General features: G+C 61.0%; 19 protein-coding genes. 13 read left to right on the plus strand and 6 right to left on the minus strand.

Features of this window, described 5'->3' with window-relative positions; all coding sequences use genetic code 11:
* Nucleotides 1-269: 269 nt before the first annotated feature.
* The 9 genes from ACFRAH_RS08925 to ACFRAH_RS08965 all read left to right on the plus strand — a co-directional run bounded on the left by ACFRAH_RS08925 (nucleotide 270) and on the right by ACFRAH_RS08965 (nucleotide 10,805).
* Nucleotides 270-1,076, plus strand: coding sequence for an IclR family transcriptional regulator (locus tag ACFRAH_RS08925; RefSeq protein WP_377990539.1), 807 nt, complete (start codon nucleotides 270-272; stop codon nucleotides 1,074-1,076).
* A gap of 167 nt (nucleotides 1,077-1,243) precedes the next feature.
* Nucleotides 1,244-1,864 carry an NAD(P)H-dependent oxidoreductase gene (locus tag ACFRAH_RS08930; protein WP_377990540.1) on the plus strand — a complete coding sequence of 207 codons (621 nt, stop codon included), beginning with the start codon at nucleotides 1,244-1,246 and terminating at the stop codon, nucleotides 1,862-1,864.
* A complete protein-coding gene (locus tag ACFRAH_RS08935) occupies nucleotides 1,842-2,819 on the plus strand; it encodes a DMT family transporter (RefSeq protein WP_377990541.1) in 978 nt (325 codons plus the stop codon). Before ACFRAH_RS08930 ends, ACFRAH_RS08935 begins: the two co-directional genes overlap by 23 nt.
* A 947-nt stretch (nucleotides 2,820-3,766) precedes the next feature.
* Nucleotides 3,767-5,164, plus strand: a complete 1,398-nt coding sequence (locus ACFRAH_RS08940) for a protoporphyrinogen/coproporphyrinogen oxidase (RefSeq protein WP_377990542.1) — start codon at nucleotides 3,767-3,769, stop codon at nucleotides 5,162-5,164.
* A gap of 32 nt (nucleotides 5,165-5,196) precedes the next feature.
* Nucleotides 5,197-6,081, plus strand: coding sequence for a dihydrodipicolinate synthase family protein (locus ACFRAH_RS08945; protein WP_377990543.1), 885 nt, complete (start codon nucleotides 5,197-5,199; stop codon nucleotides 6,079-6,081).
* An 86-nt stretch (nucleotides 6,082-6,167) separates the two neighbouring features.
* Nucleotides 6,168-6,929, plus strand: coding sequence for an SDR family NAD(P)-dependent oxidoreductase (locus ACFRAH_RS08950; RefSeq protein WP_377990544.1), 762 nt, complete (start codon nucleotides 6,168-6,170; stop codon nucleotides 6,927-6,929).
* A gap of 170 nt (nucleotides 6,930-7,099) precedes the next feature.
* Nucleotides 7,100-8,476, plus strand: a complete 1,377-nt coding sequence (locus ACFRAH_RS08955; RefSeq protein ID WP_377990545.1) for an NAD-dependent succinate-semialdehyde dehydrogenase — start codon at nucleotides 7,100-7,102, stop codon at nucleotides 8,474-8,476.
* A gap of 87 nt (nucleotides 8,477-8,563) precedes the next feature.
* The gene (locus tag ACFRAH_RS08960) at nucleotides 8,564-9,895 is read left to right on the plus strand and encodes an MFS transporter (RefSeq protein WP_377990546.1); all 1,332 of its coding nucleotides are present in this window, start codon (nucleotides 8,564-8,566) and stop codon (nucleotides 9,893-9,895) included.
* Nucleotides 9,896-10,511: 616 nt separating this feature from the next.
* Nucleotides 10,512-10,805 (plus strand): hypothetical protein, encoded by a 294-nt coding sequence (locus tag ACFRAH_RS08965; RefSeq protein WP_377990547.1) that lies wholly within the window; start codon nucleotides 10,512-10,514, stop codon nucleotides 10,803-10,805.
* Between the two features lie 474 nt (nucleotides 10,806-11,279).
* Here the strand turns inward: ACFRAH_RS08965 and ACFRAH_RS08970 are convergent, their stop codons facing one another.
* A complete protein-coding gene (locus ACFRAH_RS08970) occupies nucleotides 11,280-11,909 on the minus strand; it encodes an NAD(P)H-dependent oxidoreductase (RefSeq protein WP_377990548.1) in 630 nt (209 codons plus the stop codon).
* A gap of 143 nt (nucleotides 11,910-12,052) precedes the next feature.
* The gene (locus ACFRAH_RS08975) at nucleotides 12,053-12,733 is read right to left on the minus strand and encodes a GntR family transcriptional regulator (RefSeq protein WP_377990549.1); all 681 of its coding nucleotides are present in this window, start codon (nucleotides 12,731-12,733) and stop codon (nucleotides 12,053-12,055) included.
* Between the two features lie 363 nt (nucleotides 12,734-13,096).
* Here ACFRAH_RS08975 and ACFRAH_RS08980 point away from each other — a divergent pair, with 363 nt between their 5' ends.
* The 4 genes from ACFRAH_RS08980 (at nucleotide 13,097) to ACFRAH_RS08995 (ending at nucleotide 16,640) form a co-directional block, all read left to right on the plus strand.
* A complete protein-coding gene (locus tag ACFRAH_RS08980) occupies nucleotides 13,097-14,278 on the plus strand; it encodes a glycine betaine/L-proline ABC transporter ATP-binding protein (protein WP_377990550.1) in 1,182 nt (393 codons plus the stop codon).
* A complete protein-coding gene (locus ACFRAH_RS08985; protein ID WP_377990551.1) occupies nucleotides 14,271-15,188 on the plus strand; it encodes an ABC transporter permease in 918 nt (305 codons plus the stop codon). Before ACFRAH_RS08980 ends, ACFRAH_RS08985 begins: the two co-directional genes overlap by 8 nt.
* 43 nt (nucleotides 15,189-15,231) lie before the next feature.
* Nucleotides 15,232-16,128: a glycine betaine ABC transporter substrate-binding protein gene (locus tag ACFRAH_RS08990; protein ID WP_377990552.1), complete on the plus strand. Its 897-nt coding sequence runs from the start codon at nucleotides 15,232-15,234 to the stop codon at nucleotides 16,126-16,128.
* Nucleotides 16,129-16,436: 308 nt separating this feature from the next.
* Nucleotides 16,437-16,640, plus strand: coding sequence for a hypothetical protein (locus ACFRAH_RS08995; RefSeq protein WP_377990553.1), 204 nt, complete (start codon nucleotides 16,437-16,439; stop codon nucleotides 16,638-16,640).
* Nucleotides 16,641-17,489: 849 nt separating this feature from the next.
* On the opposite strand, the gene ACFRAH_RS09000 is transcribed toward ACFRAH_RS08995, so the two are convergent.
* The 4 genes from ACFRAH_RS09000 to ACFRAH_RS09015 all read right to left on the minus strand — a co-directional run bounded on the left by ACFRAH_RS09000 (nucleotide 17,490) and on the right by ACFRAH_RS09015 (nucleotide 20,230).
* Entirely contained in the window at nucleotides 17,490-17,894 is a 405-nt protein-coding gene (locus tag ACFRAH_RS09000) for a tautomerase family protein (protein WP_377990690.1), read from the minus strand.
* A gap of 135 nt (nucleotides 17,895-18,029) precedes the next feature.
* Nucleotides 18,030-18,176: a hypothetical protein gene (locus tag ACFRAH_RS09005; RefSeq protein WP_377990554.1), complete on the minus strand. Its 147-nt coding sequence runs from the start codon at nucleotides 18,174-18,176 to the stop codon at nucleotides 18,030-18,032.
* 135 nt (nucleotides 18,177-18,311) lie between these two features.
* Nucleotides 18,312-19,823, minus strand: coding sequence for a CoA-acylating methylmalonate-semialdehyde dehydrogenase (locus ACFRAH_RS09010; RefSeq protein ID WP_377990555.1), 1,512 nt, complete (start codon nucleotides 19,821-19,823; stop codon nucleotides 18,312-18,314).
* Between the two features lie 59 nt (nucleotides 19,824-19,882).
* Nucleotides 19,883-20,230: a cupin domain-containing protein gene (locus ACFRAH_RS09015; protein ID WP_377990556.1), complete on the minus strand. Its 348-nt coding sequence runs from the start codon at nucleotides 20,228-20,230 to the stop codon at nucleotides 19,883-19,885.
* Nucleotides 20,231-20,240: the final 10 nt, after the last annotated feature.

Here is a 20,240-nt window from a genome sequence, read left to right on the forward strand (position 1 = left end):
GGGTGGCGCTCTCCGCGCACCCCTTGGCCATGGATCCAAAGCTTAGGTGTCCAGAAAGTGGACTAGGTGTCCATAACTATGGCGGAAGGTATAACCGTCGTCAAGAGCAAAGAGTCAGGGTTCGCCGGGGTTCCCTAGGATGCGGCACGGGTGGCCGGGTAGGAATAAATCGGACAGTCTGTCCAATTTTCGGACAGTAGGGGTTCACTCCACTGCCCCTGGCTGATATTGTCGGCCATGAAGATAACCTGCGACACAAAGACAGCCTCATGAACGAAGCATCTACGGGCAATAACGAGTCCGACGTCAACAAGTCGGTGCTAAAGGCGGCGAGCCTGCTGCGAGCCCTCGCAACCCAGCCGCGAACGGGGGCCAATTCCTCCGTTTTGGCCCGCGCTACTGGCCTTTCCCGTCCGACCGCAATCCGCCTGCTCTCCACTCTCGAACAGGCCGGGCTGGTGGATCGGTTCGGCAACGATTACGTCCTGGGTTGGGACCTCGCTCGTATGGCTCGCCTGGTGGACCCATATTCAGGTTTGGCTGAGCGGACCCAGCCTATACTTCAAGAACTTGCGGGAGCCGTCAACGAGATGGCCACGCTTGAGGTCGTTAATATGCGCGATGGGCTTGATTTGATCGCCGAGGCCATGGGATCGCACTTGGTGAACATGCGCAGTCAACTTGCCGAAGGGGATATCGCCCAGTGGCCCCTGCACGCCGGTGCAGCCGGCAAGGTCCTGCTGGCGCATATGCCGCGGGAGAAAGTAGTGTCTCTCCTGCCTTCGAAGCTGCCTTCCTATGCCTCTCGGACCATCACCGATCGGGACGTCCTGCTTCAGGAACTGGCCAGGATCAAGGAGCAGGACTATGCCCTTGCGGATAATGAGCTTGAGGAAGAACTCGCCGCAGTGGCCCGACCCATTTACGACCAGGCAGGAACCTTTGTCGCGGTACTAACGATCAGCGGTCCCCGCTACCGCTTCAGCCTCTCCCGCATCCATGAGGTCCTTGAACACATGGATGCAACACGGAAGCTGCTCGTGTCGACCTGTTGGCCCGACGGGGCCGCCGGCTGACCAACGCGTCCGGGCTGCGGGTCGCCGATGTAGCGATTTGGGGTGAAGGGCCGGCCCGCAGCCGCCGACTCCTCCGCAGGCTTGTGCCCTTCACCGCGTCCGTAACTCCAGACCATTTTCAGCTGCTTCAACCGAAGCAGCTGATCCCCTATGCAAAGGCAACTAGAATGCACGTGCTCATCGTCCTCACTCACCCGGATCCGGGTTCGCTGACAACTTCTGTCGCGCAGGAAATCGCCCATAGGCTCTCGTCATCGCACACGGTCGAAGTGGCCGACCTGAGCTCCGAAGGCTTCGCGCCCGCCTTCACCATGGAGGACCTCCGGGCATACCGCCTCGAAGCGCCGTTGCCCGCCGACGTGCAGCGGGAACAGGAACGCGTCAACCGGGCAGACGCCATTGTGTTCGTCTACCCGATCTACTGGTGGGGTATCCCTTCCCTCCTCAAAGGATGGATCGAGCGGGTCTTCAGCAACGGTTGGGCGTGGGGCGCGGGAAACGACGACGGCCCCCAAGGAAAGGCCCTGGCCGGCAAGCGCATGCACCTCGTCGGACTCGGCGCGAGCAGCCTCGACCGCTACGAACGCCGCGGGTTTCTCAATGCCATGCACACATCAATCAACGAAGGGACCTTCGAGTACTGCTCTGCCCCTGTGACGTCATCAAGAATCCTGCACGGGTCCGAAGGCGACGTGTCCGACCGCGCTGCATTCGTTGACTCCGCCGTGAGCGACATCCTGCAGAGCCTGGACCCGGCGGAACAGTATGACCACGCCGCCATCTACTGAGCAACGCTCCCCCACCACCACCTCGTGGGTAGTTGCCGGGTTATCGGCTGCCTTCATAATTGCGTGGAGCTCGGGGTTCATCGGTTCCCGTCTCGGAACCCAGACATCCACCACGCTGAACCTGTTGTCCTGGCGGCTGGTGGTGTTGTGCCCCGTCGCGGTGATCATCTTGTCGGTCACCACTAAGCCCAAGCCGAACACCTCGCGACGGATGCCGGCCGGCTGGAAGCAGCAGGTGCTCGTTGGCCTACTAACCCAAGTGATTTCCACATGGGGCGCCGTGGCCGCCATCGAATACGGCGTAGGTGTCGGCACGGCAGCGGTCATTGCTGCACTCCAGCCAATGATTACAGGTGCCTTCGCCTCTCTGGTTCTCAAGGAAAGTGTGAAGAAACAGGAGTGGCTTGGACTGGGCGTCGGTTTGGTCGGTGTTGCTCTCGCTGTGAGCGGCGATCTCGGGGCAGGAATGGCGCCATGGTGGGCCTATCTCCTGCCATTCTTCGGCATGCTCGCCCTTGTCGCTGCCACCCTGATCGAGGCACGCAGGCCGAGTCAACGTCCGATAGCAGAGCGGCTCAGCATCCAAGTTCTTGTCGGCGCAATCGTGTTCGGTGCAGTTGCAGTTTTCACAGGACAATTTGTGGGGCCGCACTTGTCGGAGAGTCTCTTCTGGATGACGGTGGCGTGGTACGTGGTGTTCTCCATAACCGGTGGCTACACCTTGTACTGGGTCGTGCTGCGCCGAACGAGTGCGACCAGAGTGGGCGCACTCATTTACCTAACGCCGCCGACCGCTGCCGTATGGGCATGGCTGATGTTCGGGGACACCCTTAATGGGATTACTGTAATCGGCTTCGCAGTAGTTGCCTTAGGTGTAGGGCTGGTTTTCCTCCACTCCTCAAGGACGGCGAATACGGATGTTGAGCAAACCCGAGGAAAAGCGCCGGTCGGTTGAAGCGGATTGCTTGCCGGCGGGTCGCCTGAGGCATTCGTTTCCCACCGGGGTGTTGTGCAAAGCATGCGCTCCCTTGTGGAATCCCCTGGCGACCTCCGCCAACGGAAACGGGCGCAAAGCTGGGAAAGAAGTCCCTATAGTCTTCCAGGCTTTCGGTGAAGACCGAGGGGCTGACCACATTGATCCGTTGTGGCGTGATTTCCAGCGCTTCGGCGCGGACGAAAGCCTCGATGGCCCCGGCAGCGCTGCGGCGGCGGACGCAACCACGGGCTCTCGGGAATCCGGCCGATCAACGTAAACGATCCACGCTCGGCGACATGGGCTAGTCCAGTCCGAACGAGGTTGGTCTGCGCCAAGACTTTCTTACTGAAGCCTGACTGGAATCCTCGGTGCGAAGCTCGCCAACCGGTGCGTAGGGCACCTCGACGCTGACCACTGCGTCAACCTGTGCTCGTGAATGGCGCGCCGGGCCTTGCCTGCTCCCCCCAACAATCACGATTCGCACACGGCAACGCTGGATACTCGCCCATCTCGTAGGGGGAATGTTCACCGGCCACCAAACCGATGCGTTCGCGCAATTGGCGGCAGCTTGCTTCCTCCGGATCACCCACAGCTGACCGGGTCCCTGGTCAAGTTGGCTGGCGCCTCCGGACCGTTGCTCGGAAACATTCGGCTTTTCGGCAGCCACAACCCTAACAGGAAGACTTTGATCAAAAAATTTGATCAAATTTCTTGACATGCGGCTGTGATGCGCTTCATAGTGTGTTGTATGTCGTCAGCACGAATCGGGACCGAAACCTCATATTCCACACCCGCTTCGTGAGCACCTCGCAACGAACCGGCCTAGAGCATGGATGCTCGTGGCCACGACATCAATGGGTGAGTGCTTCGATGTTGCTCGTAGCGAGACGCACCCAGTCCGTTTTAGAAAAGATGAGAAGGCAATAATGAAAGATGTAGTCATTGTCGGTGGAGGTCTCGCGGGGCTTTCTGCTGCGTGGCGTTCGCGCTTTTTCGACACCCTGCTGCTTGAAAGCGAGCCCCGCATTGGGGGGCGAGTCCGCTCGGAGCGACGAGGTTCGTACTGGCTCAACTGGGGTGGCCACATGTACGCAGGTCCCGGCTCGGCGACCGACACCCTGTTCAACGAGACTGGCATCGAGGCTGTTGAAATCCCGGGCTCGCTGACCGGATTCAACATGAACGGCAAGACGTTGTACAAGGGGACACTGGCGACCTATCCGTTGCGTCTGCCCATCTCCCTGGACTCGCGGGTCGCGGCATTCACCGTGGGGGCGCGCATCCTGCGTTCGCTCATTATGGAGTACATGGATGTGGTGAAAGTCCGTCCAGGCGAATCCGCAATCAAGCGGCAGCAGCGCGTCTACGACTTCCAGAACGAGATCTCGTTCCGCGAGTGGATCGGCCGGAAGATGCCGCGGGACGCTGAAGAGATCTTCGACGTCACCGTAACCCGGTGCACCGGTTCGGTTGATGACATTTCCGCAGGTACCGGCATCGGCTACTTCTCGCTGGTACTGGGCATCGGCGCCGGCTTGAACCGCGGCGTCATGGGTGGACCATCGACCTTGACTGAGACCATCGCGGCCCGTTTGGGCGATCGCGTCCAGCTGGGTGCCGAAGTCGTCGAGGTTGTGCCGAAGAAGGATTCCGTCGTCGTCCGGTACCGGCAAAACGGCGAGGACCACGAGGTGGAGGCTCGCACGGTCGTGATGGCGACCACCGCGACGGTAACGAACCGTGTTACGAAGAACCTCCCCCAGGACCTGCGCGATGCCCTGGGCCAGATCAAGTACGGGAACCATGTGGTCACCTCCGTGATGACCAATGAGACCACCCCGAAGAAGTGGGACGACGTGTACTGCATCGCAGCCCCGAAGCGCTCGTTCTCAATCCTGACGAACCAGTCAAGCATCGTCCGCGGATCTGAGAAGGAACGTCAGCCGGGCTCCACGTTCATGGTGTTCTCCCCCGGCGCAAAGGGCGCAGCCCTCATCAACAAGACCGATGAGGAGATCATCGACATCCACCTCAACGACATGAACGAAGTTCTGGGCGAGGGCTTCCGAAACTCGGTGGTAGAAGCCGAAACCTGGCGGCTGCCCGAAGGTGCCCCGTACTGCTTCCCTGGACGCGGTAAGCTCCAGCCAACTCTGCTGCGGGGCACCGAGCGCATCAAGCTCGCTGGCGACTACCTCGGCACGATGTACACGGAAACGTCTGTCGCCACCGGCTTCCAGGCAGCACAGGATGCCATGAGCCTGATCGCTACGGAGAACCAGCGAGGCCTGGCTCCGAAGAACTCCCTGCTTTCATCCATCTAAGACCCCTACCTGACCACATCAAGGAGAACAGAATGTCTGACTTCCAATTCGCCGGGTTGAACCTGGCCCTTGCAACCCCCTTTGACGCGAACGGCAAGGTCGCTTATGGCCAGCTGGAGGAGAACATCGAGCGGTACCTTGATGCCGGGATCTCGAGCTTCCTGCTCAGCTCCGGCACGGGTCTGCACGTCTACCTCACCCGTGAGGAAGCCGACGAGCTCATCGAGCGCGGATCAAAAATCATCAATGGCCGCGCCAAGACCATCGCCCAGACCTCCGCGCTCACCGTCGATGATGTGGTGTCCCGCACCAAGCACGCTGCCGATAACGGGGTGGACGGTGTCATGGTGCTGCCGCCATTCTTCGAGGGCCCGGCGGACGATGACAACCTCTTCGCCTACTACGAGGCAGTGAACGCCGGGGGCTTGCCCATCATCGGCTACAACGTTCCGGGCGGGGTCGCCCCTGCGATCACGCCCGATCTCTTCCGCCGGTTGATCGAGATCCCGAACTTCGTCTCCGTGAAGGACAGCCGCGGTGACCTGAGCGCCGAAGCCGACCTGATCCGCACCGGCCTGCCGGTGCTGAACGGTGCCGACTCGCTCGCAGCGGCCGCCTTGTACTCCGGTGCCGCAGGCATGATCTGGGGAGGTGCGAACATCGCCCCGAAGGCAGCCGTCGCTTTCGTCGATGCTGCCATGCGTGGCGAGTGGGACCTCGCACGTCAGCTGTGGCGTCCCCTGGAGCCGCTGATGAGCCACCTCGAAAAGGGTGACTACGTGCCTTCGGTTTTCGCTGCCGCGGAAATGACCGGCTACCCGGCAGGTTCGCCGCGCCGCCCGTTCAGTGCACTGTCCGCAGAGAAGCGGGCCCTGCTGAAGCCCTTCGTTGACGAGCTGCTGGCCGTCGCAGTTTAGCGAGCGGAACGCGCGTCTCCGAACGGTGACCGGGCTAACTGGTGGTCTGCGCCGGTGTTGCCATGACATTAAAAGGAACTGGAACAATGACAACGACAGACGCAGCGGGACCGCTGGCTGGGTTGACCGTTCTCGTAACAGGTGCATCCCGGGGCATCGGCGCGGCAACGGCGCGCACCCTGCACCGTGACGGAGCCACGGTCGTCCTGCACTACCGGTCAGCCGCCGGTCCGGCGGAGGCGATCGCACAGGACCTGGGTGATCGCCTCCATCTCGTGCAGGCCGACTTGTCCGAGGTGGACGGGCCGTCACAGCTTTGGTCGAAGACTCTCAATGCTGTCGAAGCCGTGGACGTTCTTGTCAACAACGCCGGCGCATGGATCCCTTCCCCTATGCTCGACACGGATGAGGCCTGGAAACAGGGCTGGGACGCCAACCTGTCCCTTAACCTGTGGGCAGCAGCCGATCTGGGTCGCTCGGCCGTGAAACACTTCCGCGGGCGGGGCGGCGGGATCATCATCAGCGTCGCCAGCCGTTCCGCCCACCGCGGAGATGATCCGGAACACCTGGCCTATGGTGCCGCCAAGGGCGGCCTGGCGGCAATGACCAAAGGCATCGCCCGGGGGTTTGCTGCCGACGGCGTGTTGGCATACGTCCTCTCACCCGGTTGGGTGGCAACGGAATTGTCGTCGGGCAGCGAAGCCGATGCGATCGCCGCGACACTGCCACTAGGCGAGGTTACTCCCCCGCAGGATGTCGCCGAAGTGATCGCTTTTCTTGCCAGCGGCCGCGCAAAACACGCCACAGGAACAACCATCGACATCACCGGCGCTGATTACGTCCGCTAAGCCAGATGCAGGCAGCGTTCCCGCGAAAAACGCCGCGGGAACGCTGCCTGATCCTCAAGACCGCCACTCGTCGCACAGCACATCCCGGCATCCCCGCGCATTGTGCGTGACCGTTTCGCTCACCTCACGTCGATCCTCAACCTGTTTTTTATTCTTTGAAAGAGACCATCATGTCCAAGTACCGTGTTCAGAATCCCGCAACGGGCGAAATTCTAGAGACCTTTGAATCGGCAACCGATGCAGACATTGAGGCTGCACTCGATCGGGCGGATTCCGTCTACCGCCAGTGGAGAGAGCGCAGCATTCAGGAACGGGCGGCCACCATCCAACGCGTTGCCGACCTGTTCCGGCAGCGATCAGAGGAACTTGCACGGCTCATTTCCCTGGAGGTGGGGAAGTCACTTTCTGAGGCGGCCGAGGAAGTAGAGTTCGCTGCCTCCATCTGCGAGTACTACGCCGTGCATGGTCCAAGCCTGATCACCGACTACGAGATCCCCAGCACGGTCCCAGGCAAGGCACGCATCGAGCAGCTCCCCATCGGAGTTCTGCTCGGCGTTATGCCGTGGAACTTCCCTTACTACCAGGCAGTCAGATTCGCGGCGCCGAACCTGCTTTTGGGTAACACGATCCTGCTCAAGCATGCAGACATTTGCGCCCGCTCAGCACTGACCATGCAGCAGATCATGGAGGACGCCGGCGTCCCGGCCGGCGGGTACCAGAACCTGTTTTCGTCGCACGACCAGATCGCCACGATCATCGCCGATCCCCGTGTGCAGGGTGTATCGCTCACTGGTTCGGAACGTGCCGGTGCGCACATCAGTGCGCAGGCGGGAAAGCACCTGAAGAAGTGCGTGCTGGAACTGGGCGGCATCGATCCGATGGTGGTGCTCGACGCAGAGGATGTACCAGTGATTGCCAAGCAGGCTTGGGACTTCCGCACCTACAACGGCGGACAGGTCTGCAACTCCAACAAGCGAATTATCGTCATGGCCGACATCTACGACGAGTTCGTCGCGCAGCTGACGAAGCAGGCCCAGGGCCTGAAGCCCGGTAACCAGCTGAATCTCGGCGCTGATGAGTACGCACCGTTGTCCTCCCGTGCAGCCGCGGAGACCGTGCATGCACAAGTGCAAAAGGCCGTCTCCGAAGGAGCGACCCTGGAGGCCGGCGGTATGCTCTCGCCGGGCCCTTCGGCTCACTACTCACCCGCGGTTCTGACCAACGTCCCGCTGGACTCGGAGTCATACCAGGAGGAGATCTTCGGTCCGGTTGCGACCGTGTACAAGGTCCACAGCGACGAGGAGGCGCTCCAGCTGGCAAACGACTGCGCTCTTGGACTTGGCGGTTCAGTGTTCTCCACCGATGAGGCCCGCGCCTCCCGTCTCGCTGCCCGCCTCGAAGTGGGCATGGCGCACGTCAACACCATCGCCGCAGAAGCGGCAGAACTTCCATTCGGCGGTGTAAAGCGCTCCGGTTTCGGGCGCGAAATGGGCCCGACCGGGATCGGAGAGTTCTCCAACAGCCGTCTCTTCTTCGTGTCATCGTAACTCCCTCGACACGCAAGCAAATAGACGGTAAGAAACAAATATCCGCCCGCTCGTTCAACACAGGTTGCGGATTTCAAAGGAAAGATAATGTCACATACACAGCAAACAGCCGAGGATACGAAGTTCAAAAGACGGTTCATCATCCGTCTCTTCGGGGTGCTGGCGGGCGGCACCTTCCTGGACGGCTACATTCTCGGCATCATCGGACCGGTAACCACTGTCCTGCATGAAGAGCTCAGTTTCACCGCACTGCAGGTCGGTCTCCTCGCCGCCATGACCATGCTGGGCATTCTTGTCGGTGCACCGCTAGGCGGATGGGCTTCCGACAAGTGGGGCCGCAAGCCTCTCTTTATCATTGATATCTCGCTGTTCGTCGTGGCGTCGGTTCTTCAGTTCTTTGTGGGTTCGCCGGAGCTGCTGATGTTCGTCCGCCTTGCAATGGGGCTTGCCATCGGTGCTGAGTACTCCGTCAGCTGGCCGATGCTCGCCGAGTTCGCACCGGCACGCACACGCGGTCGTCTCATGTCGATCAATCAGATCGCGTTCTATGGCGGATTTATGTTCGCTTACGCGTTGGCCTTTTACCTCAGCGCTATCGGAGTCTCCTGGCACCTCATCCTGGGGTCGTCCACAGTCCTCGCAGTTGCTCTGCTACTGGGTCGGATCGGCCTCCCGGAGTCTGCACGGTGGCTGTGGTCGAAGGGGCGGGAAGATGAAGCGCGCGCCATTGCTTACAAATACATGGACGGCGCTTCGGATATTGCCGACTTCAAGCGAGGTGGTCAAGAAGAGAAGAAGGCGCATTTCGCGGAAATCTTTTCACGGGAACACATTCGGTCCACCGCCTTCATCTCCGTTTTCTGGTTCTGTAACGTTCTCCCCTACTTTGGCATCGCTACCTTCGCAGGTACTGTCCTCAGTCAGTACGGGCTTGCCGATGGATTGGCCGGAGGCGTGGGACTGTCGATGGTGGCGGTCATAGGCGTAATAGTCACGATGTCACTGATCGACAAGGCCGGCCGTCGAGTTTTCACTGCGCCGCCTCAATGGATCATGCTCGGCATCTTCCTTCTGCTCGGTTTCTGGTCATCTGCCCCGTCATGGCTAGTGCTCATACTCTTCTTTGCGTTCTCGTTCCTGAACTCAGTCAATGGCGTCCTCACCGCTGTGTACCCAGGCGAACTGTTCCCTACAGGGGTGCGCGGTGTCGGGACAGGCTTTGCAGCCGCTTTCAGCCGGCTCGGTGCAGCAATCGGCACCTTCATGCTTCCCGTAGGCATCGAAACGCTGGGGATCGGGCCAGTTCTTCTGATACTTGCCGGCGTAGTCGCTATCGGTGCAATCGTCTCGCAGATATGGGCGCCGGAGACGAAGGGCAAGTCGCTGTCCGAAACCACAGCCTCGGTCATGGTGCACTAACCGCAGTAGAAGCCGTCCCGATCGTGGTTCAGCGTCACGGCAAGTCTTCGGGACGTGTGTGTCCACTAAAGGCCGGAGCGCTGGACTGAACGCCGGAAAAACAGCCCGCAGGGGCGACAGCTTCGGCGGAAGCGGATTCAAGGGTGATCTGTCTTCCGCCGAAAGTCTGTTCCCCCAAACAGGATTCCCCGGTTGCTTCAACCGATCAAGCTCCAACGCGCCGTCGGGGGCGTATCAAAAGTCATTCCTGCCGGGATTAAAGGTTCGGCAAGGGAACGGTCTGCCCATACCTGAGCACGCCTTTCAGGCGCAGTTTCCCTCGTCGGTGATCCCATCGCCGTCGTCGCTGCTAAACCCGGCAGCAGTGCTGTCCGGCCCCCGGGCTGAGCCGGCAGGTGCCCCCATGGTCTGCATCCTGGCGTCTCCCCCGTCCGCAGCGCTGAGGTCTGGGATCGCACCGTTGCCTGCCGACGCTTGCGGCCACATCTGGCGACGTCGGCTGCGCTGATGCCGTGGGACTGAGACTAGACATGATCACGTCATAGCCCGGCGCCTCAAACCCAATCAAACATCCGCTATCCCAAAGTAGCGCAGCTCATTAAAGGAGAACCTGTTCATGGACTTAAGACCTATCACCGACTGGACGCTTCTTGCCGGTGCCAGCGTCGAAATTCGGCAACAAGGAGCCCGGATTTGCGAAGGGCTTGTCGATGCGGTTACCGATGACGGCAAAATCCTCTGGCTGCAGCCTCCTGGCGGGAGCCGCCGCCTCTATGAAAAGGCCGAGTATTACGAAGCCTGGGCATCGGAGGAGCGTACCGGATTCCACTATGAAGTCACCAAGGGCCTCAACAGTCTGATCGAAGCCGATGACGACAGAGCTCATCGAGTCGACGGTGTGTTCGCCTAGGTTGGGTTCGCCAAAGCGGTCGGTGGATGAATACCACCGGTCTGTCAGAGGTGCGCCGAGGGCGTACAGGTTCTCCTTCGCCCGCCCTCATAAGCTTCACCAGTGCTCCCCTTGGCCTTTGGCTTAGGTTCCCGTCATTGCCAAGGAATGCGGGCCAAGCCAATGATCCGAATCTGCCGGACGTTAAGGTTTTCCCTCGGCCTCAAGTTGGTCCCGGCGCGCTTGCTGATCTCATGGGTGAGCCTGGGGTGTAAGCAGCTGGGCGGCTCCAAGTTCCCAGGCTGCTCCACTGGTGATTAATGCGAGGTCCAGTTCTGCTCCCGGCACTGCCGGTGGTTCACTAACCGCAACGGAACGGAGAGCACTGAGGCTTGGACGGTCCGCCGGTGGCTGCACGAACCAGTCCGGGCGCAGCCTCGTTGCGTTGAGACCAGATCCACGGCCTGGGTCAGGGGGTAACCGCAGCCTTAGTCATCAGCCCTTCTTTGACGTTGCGGGCTGGCGGTCAGCGGCGGAGAACGCCGCTCCGATGCTGCGTGCGTACGACAGACCCTCTTGTCGCGCCGGGGCGTTGTGCTCGCCTTCAACCTCGTACACCATGTGCCGTTCGATGTCGGTGATGCCGCAGTAGGCGAAGATCCCGACCTCGAGTTGTGTCCGCATGGCCTGGTCGTAGCCGTACTTGTCATAGGTTTTCTGGCCGGAGGCGCCGATGCCTATGAGGGCCGTTGGAATATTCCTCAGCCGCCGGGGTCCGCCATCAGGGTTGTCGGTGCCAGGGTACGCCCATCCGCCGGTGAAAACCCGTTCAATCCAGCCCTTCATCATGGCCGGCATACCCCACCAGTAGACGGGGAAGATGAAGGCGAGCCTGTCAGCGGCCTCTACTCGGCGCTGCATGGCCACGACGTCCGGAGGGATGGGGCCGCCGCTTCGATAGTGGGAATGATCGTCTTTGGTGAAGCGCGGATCGAACCCTTCATCGTGAAGATCGGCAATGTCGATTGAGTACCCTGCCTGTTCGAAGGGCTCATGGAAGGCATGCATGACCTCGGCCGGGTAGGTGTCGGCATGGGGGTGGGAAAAGATGGTTAAGAGCTGCAAAACAATTCTCCATGATTATCGATGCTGAAGATTCGATCCCCGGTGCGTTTCACACAACGCCTGCAAAGACCGCCGCGTTGGCCGAAAGAGAAACACACATGGACCCGAGGCTGGAAGCCGGCCTGTTGTGACATCCCGGGTGGTTACTCTCCAGCCTTGTGGGGCAGGCTTGCCTTGATGCGTCCGATCGCGTCGAGCAGGAAGTCATCGACCACCTGACTGACAGCGTGACCGTCGTGGACAGCGGCCGCTGCAAGCAGCTCCTCGTGCGGCTTCCAAAGTATGGAGGTGTCGTCGCCAGCCAAGGCCTGACGTGCGCCCAGGATCTTGTAGGAACGGCAGCGTGTCCACAGGCCCCGGATCATTTCCAGCAGCACAGGGTTGCCGGCTGAGCCGTAGAGGATGCCGAGCAGCCGTTCATCGTGGTCAAGGTAGTCGGTGATGCGGCCTTCACGCACAGCCGTGCGGATCGCTTTGTATTCGGCACGCATCTTCTTGAGACCTTCACGCGTGAGCAGCTCGGCACCGTCCTTGGATGCCGCCACCTCAACGATTCTTCGGGCCGAATAAACATGGAGAAGTTCCTCATGATGGAATTCCTTGACTACTGCAGTCCGGCGCGGAGGGTTGTCCACCAGGCCGGTCTCCTCGAGCCTCCGGAGGGCTTCACGCACCGGCATGTGGCTTGTGCCCAGCTGCGCGGAAAGTTCCTCGATCCGCAGCTTCTGGCCGGCCTCGAAGTCCCCGTTCATGATGCCGGCGTAGATCGCGTCAAAGACCTGCTCACCCGCAAGGCCCCCCGGTTCAATTTTCGCCAGCTTCATCCCACAAGCTTACGCCGGAAGTTTTTGATCAGAAAGAGCGATCACAAATCTTGATCAAAAAACTTGATCAAACTCATTGACGCTTCGTGTGACTTGTCTCATAGTTGCTTGTATGAGAATCAGCACACGCCGGAGTCTGCTGGCTCTTGATCCCTCATCGAGGCCATCTCGATCGGGACGAGACTTCGGAACCGCTCTAGCCAAGGTCGAGAAAGAGGCCAATCCCTGCAATCCCGAAGGCACGTCCCGGCCCTTCCGGATTAGTGACGCAGTAACAAGCCGGAACATCCATGCCACCATCTATGACGCCCTGCGCCTGTGCGAAGCCGTCTAGAGATTCCAAGCACAACAGGAGTACGGGACATGAGCGCACCAAGCGCAATAGAAGTAAGAAATCTCACCAAGATCTACGAGCTGCCAAAACTGCAGCGGACCTGGCGCCAGCAGTTGGATCCGGTGCGGAAACCAGCAGTCGACTCAGTTTCCTTCTCCATCAAAAAAGGCGAACTTTTCGTCATCATGGGGCTTTCCGGGTCCGGCAAATCCACCCTTCTGCGGATGCTGAACCGCCTCGTGGAACCCACATCGGGCGAAACCGTCATCGCCGGCCTCTCCATCAACGGGCTGAAACAGAAGGACTTGCGAACCACTCGGAACGAAACCATCAACATGGTGTTCCAGCACTTTGCGATCTTTCCGCACCGGACCGTTCTGGAAAACGCCGCCTACGGGCTTCAGGTCCGCGGTATGGAACGCGCAGAGCGTGAAGCCCGTGCGATGGAGGCACTGAAAACAGTCGGCCTCGAAGAGTGGGCACATGAACTTCCCGGTGCCCTCTCCGGAGGCATGCGGCAGCGCGTGGGCCTGGCCCGCGGGCTGGCAACTGACGCCGAGATCCTCCTCATGGACGAACCCTTCAGTGCACTCGATCCCCTGATCAGGCGTGACATGCAGGATCTGTTGCTGAAACTGCAGGACAAGCTGCAAAAAACCATCGTCTTCGTCACGCACGATCTCAATGAGGCCATGCGGCTGGGCGATCGCATCATGGTGATGCGCGATGGCAAGGTAATACAGCTCGGAACGGCCGGCGAGATCCTCGCCCGCCCGGCCGACCCGTACGTGGCGAAATTCGTCTCGGATGTCGACCGCTCCCGTGTCGTGACTGCGCAGGAGGTCATGCGCGAGCCGCTCCTGACCGCGGCCAGGGACGAGTCAGCCGGGGATGTCCTCGCTCGACTGGCGAACGCTGAAGCACATGGAATCTATGTCCTGGACCAGAGAGGGTGCGTGATCGGGGCGGTCAGTGCCGAGGCGCTGAGCCGGGGCGTACAGGAAGGCGCCCAATCCCTGGCACAAATCCCTACGGCCGAATACTCAACGGTCGACTCCCTCACCCTGTTGAGCGAATTGTTCCCCCTGGTGGGACGCAATTGCGTCCCGCTGGGGATCACCGACCCGTCAGGTCGATTGGTCGGCGTGCTCTCCGTTGCGGCGCTACTCGCCGCTCTCTCCGATACCGAGCGGCGGTTCGAAAATGCCTGAAATTACCATTGGAAAGTACGTCGCCGCAGTAGTGGCCTGGATGCAGGACAACATGGAATGGCTGTTCGCAGCCATTGCCTCCCTCATGGAAGCCCTCATCAACGCACTCCTTGTTGTGGTGACCGCCCCACATCCCCTGGTCATCGTTGCCATCAGCGGAGCGTTGGCTTTTTGGGCCCGGGGAATTGGTCTTGCAGCCTTCACAGTGCTGGGAATGCTGCTCGTCCAAGGCATGCAATTGTGGCCCCAAACCATGGATTCACTCGCCATCGTCCTGGTCGCAAGCTTCCTGGCCATTATCGTCGGCGTTCCTACCGGCATTTGGGCCGCCCGGAGCAAGGTCGGAAGCCAGCTCCTTCGTCCGGTCCTCGACTTCATGCAGACCCTTCCCGTGTTCGTCTACCTCATCCCGGCAGTTTTCTTCTTCGGAATCGGTGTCGTCCCAGCCGTTGTCGCGACCTTCATCTTCGCTATCCCGCCCGCGGTCAGGCTGACCGAACTTGGCCTGCGCCAGGTCGACGGAGAGATGGTAGAAGCCGCGATAGCCTTCGGTGCCAGCCCCCGCCAGATGCTGCGCCAAGTCCAGCTGCCACTGGCCATCCCTTCCATCATGGCCGGCCTGAACCAGGTCATCATGATGTCGCTGTCCATGGTGGTCATCGCAGGCATGGTCGGGGCGGGCGGCCTTGGCGCCGTCGTCGTCACCGGCATCAGCCGACTGGACATCGGAGTCGGCTTCGAAGGAGGCCTCGCCGTCGTCTTCCTGGCGATCTTCCTCGACCGCCTGACCGCAGCCTTCCCCCGGACGCGCCGCGCACGCAAACCCAGCGCAAAAAAGAACTCTGCACACGCAAAGAAGCTTGAGCAGGCAGACAAGACAGGAGCGCTTAGCACCGCAACCGCGAGCTAAGAGCAGCGTCGTACAACCACTAATGAAAAGGACTAATTTCCACATGTCTCCGTCAATCAGGCCCCTCAAAGTCCTGCAGGCCGCGTTGGTTGCAGCAGCACTTGCAGTAACAACCGCCGGGTGCAGCAACAGCACCCAGGCCGCAGGAAGCGCAACCACGACCGACAAAACCGTGACCATCGGCGTCAATCCCTACGACGAAGTCCTCGCCTCGAGCTACTTGTGGAAGGACATCCTCGAGGAAGAGGGCTACACCGTCAAACTGGAGCAGCTCGACGTAGCACCCCTGTACTCAGGCGTCGCCACCGGACAGCTCGACTTCTTCTTCGGAGCTGTCCCGCTGACCCACAAGGACTACTGGGACCGCTTCAGCAAGGACTTCAACGTCACAGGACAGTGGTACGACACCCTGCGCCAAGGCGTCGTCGTGCCCGAATACTCGGACGCTAAGACTGTCGCCGACCTGAAGAGCAAATCCTCGGAGTTCGGCGGAAAAATCATTGGAATCGAGTCCGGCAGCGGTCTGATGGCCCAAACCAAGGCCGCCCTCACCAAGTACGATCTCTCCGGCTACAACCTCATCGAAGGAAGCACCCCCGCGATGCTGGCCGCTCTTGACCGCTCCATCAAGAACAAGGAACCGGTCGCCGTCACGCTCTGGCAGCCCCACTGGGCCTTCCAGAAGTACCAGCTGCGGCTCCTTGACGATCCCGAAGGTGTCTACCCCCCTAATGACACCTTCAAAGTGATCACCAGCAAGAAATTCGCCAAGAACGAGGACGTAACCAAGCGGCTCGCGAGGTTCCACATGACCGCAGAGCAACTGCAGTCGCTGGAAATCGTCATCAACCAGGCAGGCCAGGGCAAGGAACAGGACGCCGTCAAGGCCTGGATCAAGGACAACCAGGCTGCCGTCGACACCTGGAAGTCCGCTTCCTAGGACGCCTCGTCCGCGGCAGGAGCCATTCGGCCCCTGCCGCGGACGCCCAAGCGTCCTCTGCGCATTTAAAAAGAGAAACACGAAATGAAGACTGGCCATCTCCGCGATCACTGATTACGCAACCGGCAAACGAATGGCCCACGTCAAGGCTAACTAAGCGGACCACGACAGTCTTGCGACCAGCGTCGTCCGCGACCCGCCAGCCTGCCCGACACCGAGGCGGCATTCACGGCGCACACTCCCCAGCGCCGGGCAACTGATAGCGCTGATCGACACCATCGAACAATCCTCACTAAGGACGACAAGGCATGACACTGAGACGCATTTCCGATTGGACACTGCTCACCGGTGCAGACGTTGAGATCCGCTATCAGGACCGGCATATCTCCCACGGGCGCGTCGATGCCGTAACCGATGACGGCAGTGTCCTCTGGCTGCACCCCTCCGGAGAGAACCGGCGCCTATACGAAAAGGCAGAGTTCTACGAAGCCTGGGCAATGGAAGACGCGTAGCGGTTTCCACTACCAGGTCACCTAATTCACCCGCAGAAGAACCCGCAAACAAAAGCGTAGAGGTGCCCCGGCTCACACCGTCGTGATCGGCGGCCGCGCTATCGCCTCACCCGAGCCTGGCACCTCCTTGCCCGGGCGCGGGACCTCACCATCATCGACGGCGTGGGCCATAGCCAGGGTGAGTCGCGGTCAACGCAGAACGCCTCCACCGGCCCGCACCATGGAGTCCAGCAGACCGGACGAGACGATTAACCAGGTCCGGGTCGATGCGAGCCTGCGGGCACTGGCGAAGTACTTCCGCAACACTGGGAACCGCCCGTGAAAGAAGACACTAGTGGTAGGCACGCGGCGGATGACAAGGAACGGGCCCCCGGCCACCTCGGAACCCAACATCGGAAAACCCGCAACACCTTCGTCTCCACCAAGAGACGGATGATAGGCATCATCCCCGCCCCCGGAACTGTTCTGCCCCGCCGAGACGATCTTCCGGGGACGTCGAGAGTGCGGAACAACGGGCCCTTCAATCTAGAGCCGATGGTCCTGGATTCAGGGACGTCGAAGAGCGCAACGACGGCCTGATGATCTGCCGTCATGCCGGCTGCCCGTGAACTCTCTACCCAGCAAGTACGACGCCAGGTCTATTCATGTTGCCTTCTGGCCTTGCCGCCGGTAGGTAGAGCAGCGAAGCCGAGTGTGGTAGCTGTCAGTTGTGCTGGCGGTGACCGCACCGCCAGCACAAGCGTCGAATGTGGAAATGATGTCTTGGCTGGTGTCCCCGGTCCCGGATAACGGCTTACAGTTCAAGCAACCGACCGAACATTTGCTCTACGGTGGGCTCGGCTCACCGTACTATTTCTGAGGAACCGCCAGTTCTCCGGTCAAGTATTGGGCGCGGCCAAATCCAAATGACCAGTCATCGGCCGCGTTCTCAAAGTAGCCGATGAATACGTCCTCACCTTTTACTCCACATTCACCCAGCCGGGCGGCGATGGCGGTGAAGAGCGATTGTTTGGCCTTTTGGCCGCGACCGCCTTGGGTGAATATTTGAATCATGACGACGTTGGCGGTTCGTTCAAAGCCCAGGCCTGCGTCCTGGGCGATGATGTGCCCTGACGGGTGCTGGGTGAGGATGTGGAAGTAGTCGCGCTCAGGAATTCTGTATTCACTCAATATCGCGGCGTGAATTGCTTTGCTGAGGCACTCCAGCTCGTCCTTGGATCGTCCTTCGTGAACGTCGATTCGGACCAAGGGCATGTTCTCTCCTTCTTCGGGGTGCGAAAACTTGTTTTGCGGGGGGAAAGTCTTTGCCAAGCCCGCCGGCAGCGATTGCGCCCTTACTGGCAACCGGGATAGGAATGGGTAGGTCACCAATGCCGGCTTTGGGGGTGCTCATGTGGGCACGTCATCCCGGAACGTCACCCATGCTGCGGTCGTGCCTCCCGCGCCGATCATGAGCAAGGTCAGACCAAGGGCCAGCGGCAGTGTGGACGTTGCAGTGATGCACAGGACGGCTCCGGTGACGGCTAAGCCCAACATCACGTATTTGAAGAACCTAATCATGAGGACAAACTCTCTGTGGTGTCTGGCACGAGGTCTGGGCCGAGGCTCAAAAAAAGTGGCCCCGGAAAGGACTTCCGGGGCCACCTCAAGGGCTATTGCCCTGGATGAGTGTTAGTTGGAGGGGAAGTTGTAGGAGGCGCCGGAGGCGTGGGTGGGTTCGGGCCAGCGGGAGGTGACGACCTTGCCGCGGGTGTAGAAGGAGACGCCTTCGGGGCCGTAGATGTGTTTGTCGCCGAAGAGGGATTCTTTCCAGCCGCCGAAGGAGTGGTACGCGACCGGGACGGGGAGGGGGACGTTGATGCCGATCATGCCGACGGTGACGGAGCGCTGGAACTTCCGGGCTGCGGCGCCGGAGGAGGTGAAGATCGCGGTGCCGTTGCCGTAGGGGTTGGAGTTGATCAGTGTGATGCCGTCTTCGAGGGTGTCGACGCGGACGACGACGAGGACGGGTCCGAAGATCTCCTCGGTGTAGGCGCTCATTCCGGTCTTGACGTGGTCGAGCACGGTGGGTCCGACCCAGAAGCCCTCCTCGTGCCCGGGGATGACGAGGTCACGGCCGTCCACCACCATCGCCGCACCGGCGGCTTCGGCTTCGGTGACGATCTTGACGATGCGTTCCCTGGAGGCGGGGGTGATGACCGGGCCCATCTCGGCCCCGGGCACGGTGCCGTTGTTGACCTTGACCGCGACGGCGCGTTCTTCGACCTTCTTCACCAGCAGGTCGGCGGCGTCACCGACCGCGACGGCGACGGAGATCGCCATGCAGCGTTCTCCGGCGGAGCCGAACGCGGCGGCGGCGAGGTGGTCGGCGGCGTTGTCGAGGTCGGCGTCGGGCAGGATGATGGCGTGGTTCTTCGCCCCTCCCAGGGCCTGGACGCGCTTGCCGTGCGCGGTGGCGGTCTCGTGGACGTACTTGGCGATCGGGGTGGAGCCGACGAAGGAGATCCCGTCCACGTCCGGGTGGGTCAGGAGCCCGTCGACGGTTTCCTTGTCGCCGTGCAGGACCTGGAACACGCCGTCCGGCAGGCCGGCGTCCTTCCAGAGCCTGGCGAGCAGCAGGGAGGCGGAGGGGTCGCGTTCGGAGGGCTTGAGGATGAAGGCGTTGCCGGTGGCGATCGCCATCGGCGCCATCCACAGCGGGACCATGACGGGGAAGTTGAACGGGGTGATGCCGGCGACGACGCCGAGGGGTTCGCGGAAGGAGAAGACGTCGATGCCGGTGGAGACCTGGTCGGAGTAGTCGCCCTTGAGCAGGGACGGGATGCCGCAGGCGAACTCGATGACTTCCAGGCCGCGGCCGATCTCGCCCTTCGCGTCCGAGAGGACCTTGCCGTGCTCGGCCGTGATCAGCTCAGCCAGCTGGTCCACGTGCTCGGCAACGAGCTCACGGAACTTGAACAAAACGGCGGTGCGCTTGGCCAGGGAGATATCACCCCAGGAATCCGCGGCCTTGCGGGCGGCGGCGACGGTGGTGACCAGGTCGGCGCGGTTGGCCAGGCGCAGCTCGGCGCTGACCTGCCCGGTGGCCGGGTTGTAGACCGGGGTGGTGCGGTCGCCCTCGCCGGCGGTCTCGGCGCCGTTGATGAAATGGTTGATGGTGGTCAAAGTGGTCGTAGTCGACATATGCGGACTTTCTAGTCGTCAGGCTTGTGGTGCTTAGATGTGAGTGTGCCGTCTTGGGCTCAGTAGATGGCGTAGACCTTGCGGACGGTTTCTGTGACGTCCCACCGGCCGGACCAGCCCACGGGCAGGACAACAAAGTCTCCGGCGCTGATGGTGTTGACTTCGCCCGTGGCGTCATCGGTGATCTTGGCGGTGCCTGCCAGGATGTAGCAGACCTCGGTGTCTTTCCTGTCGATGACTGGCCATCCCCCTGGCTGGCACTCCCACACGCCGATGTTGCTGCCGGTTTCGGGTGCCAGGGTCTTGACGCTGAGGGTGGGGTTGCCGCTGTCGGCGCCGGGCCGCAGTCCGGCTTCCGGCAGGGTGCCTTCGACATCGTTCTTTTTAAGTACGGTCATTTGTGCCATTGGGATCTCC

It is taken from the genome of Arthrobacter sp. NPDC056727 (assembly GCF_042790555.1).
GTDB lineage: Bacteria > Actinomycetota > Actinomycetes > Actinomycetales > Micrococcaceae > Arthrobacter.

Excerpts from the sequence above, each read along its gene's own strand:
- ACFRAH_RS08925 (WP_377990539.1), top strand. The coding sequence starts at position 270 with ATGAACGAAGCATCTACGGGCAATAACGAGTCCGACGTCAACAAGTCG.
- ACFRAH_RS08930 (WP_377990540.1), top strand. The coding sequence starts at position 1,244 with ATGCACGTGCTCATCGTCCTCACTCACCCGGATCCGGGTTCGCTGACA.
- ACFRAH_RS08935 (WP_377990541.1), top strand. The coding sequence starts at position 1,842 with ATGACCACGCCGCCATCTACTGAGCAACGCTCCCCCACCACCACCTCG.
- ACFRAH_RS08940 (WP_377990542.1), top strand. The coding sequence starts at position 3,767 with ATGAAAGATGTAGTCATTGTCGGTGGAGGTCTCGCGGGGCTTTCTGCT.
- ACFRAH_RS08945 (WP_377990543.1), top strand. The coding sequence starts at position 5,197 with ATGTCTGACTTCCAATTCGCCGGGTTGAACCTGGCCCTTGCAACCCCC.
- ACFRAH_RS08950 (WP_377990544.1), top strand. The coding sequence starts at position 6,168 with ATGACAACGACAGACGCAGCGGGACCGCTGGCTGGGTTGACCGTTCTC.
- ACFRAH_RS08955 (WP_377990545.1), top strand. The coding sequence starts at position 7,100 with ATGTCCAAGTACCGTGTTCAGAATCCCGCAACGGGCGAAATTCTAGAG.
- ACFRAH_RS08960 (WP_377990546.1), top strand. The coding sequence starts at position 8,564 with ATGTCACATACACAGCAAACAGCCGAGGATACGAAGTTCAAAAGACGG.
- ACFRAH_RS08965 (WP_377990547.1), top strand. The coding sequence starts at position 10,512 with ATGGACTTAAGACCTATCACCGACTGGACGCTTCTTGCCGGTGCCAGC.
- ACFRAH_RS08975 (WP_377990549.1), bottom strand. The coding sequence starts at position 12,733 with ATGAAGCTGGCGAAAATTGAACCGGGGGGCCTTGCGGGTGAGCAGGTC.
- ACFRAH_RS08980 (WP_377990550.1), top strand. The coding sequence starts at position 13,097 with ATGAGCGCACCAAGCGCAATAGAAGTAAGAAATCTCACCAAGATCTAC.
- ACFRAH_RS08985 (WP_377990551.1), top strand. The coding sequence starts at position 14,271 with ATGCCTGAAATTACCATTGGAAAGTACGTCGCCGCAGTAGTGGCCTGG.
- ACFRAH_RS08990 (WP_377990552.1), top strand. The coding sequence starts at position 15,232 with ATGTCTCCGTCAATCAGGCCCCTCAAAGTCCTGCAGGCCGCGTTGGTT.
- ACFRAH_RS08995 (WP_377990553.1), top strand. The coding sequence starts at position 16,437 with ATGACACTGAGACGCATTTCCGATTGGACACTGCTCACCGGTGCAGAC.
- ACFRAH_RS09000 (WP_377990690.1), bottom strand. The coding sequence starts at position 17,894 with ATGCCCTTGGTCCGAATCGACGTTCACGAAGGACGATCCAAGGACGAG.
- ACFRAH_RS09005 (WP_377990554.1), bottom strand. The coding sequence starts at position 18,176 with ATGTTGGGCTTAGCCGTCACCGGAGCCGTCCTGTGCATCACTGCAACG.
- ACFRAH_RS09010 (WP_377990555.1), bottom strand. The coding sequence starts at position 19,823 with ATGTCGACTACGACCACTTTGACCACCATCAACCATTTCATCAACGGC.
- ACFRAH_RS09015 (WP_377990556.1), bottom strand. The coding sequence starts at position 20,230 with ATGGCACAAATGACCGTACTTAAAAAGAACGATGTCGAAGGCACCCTG.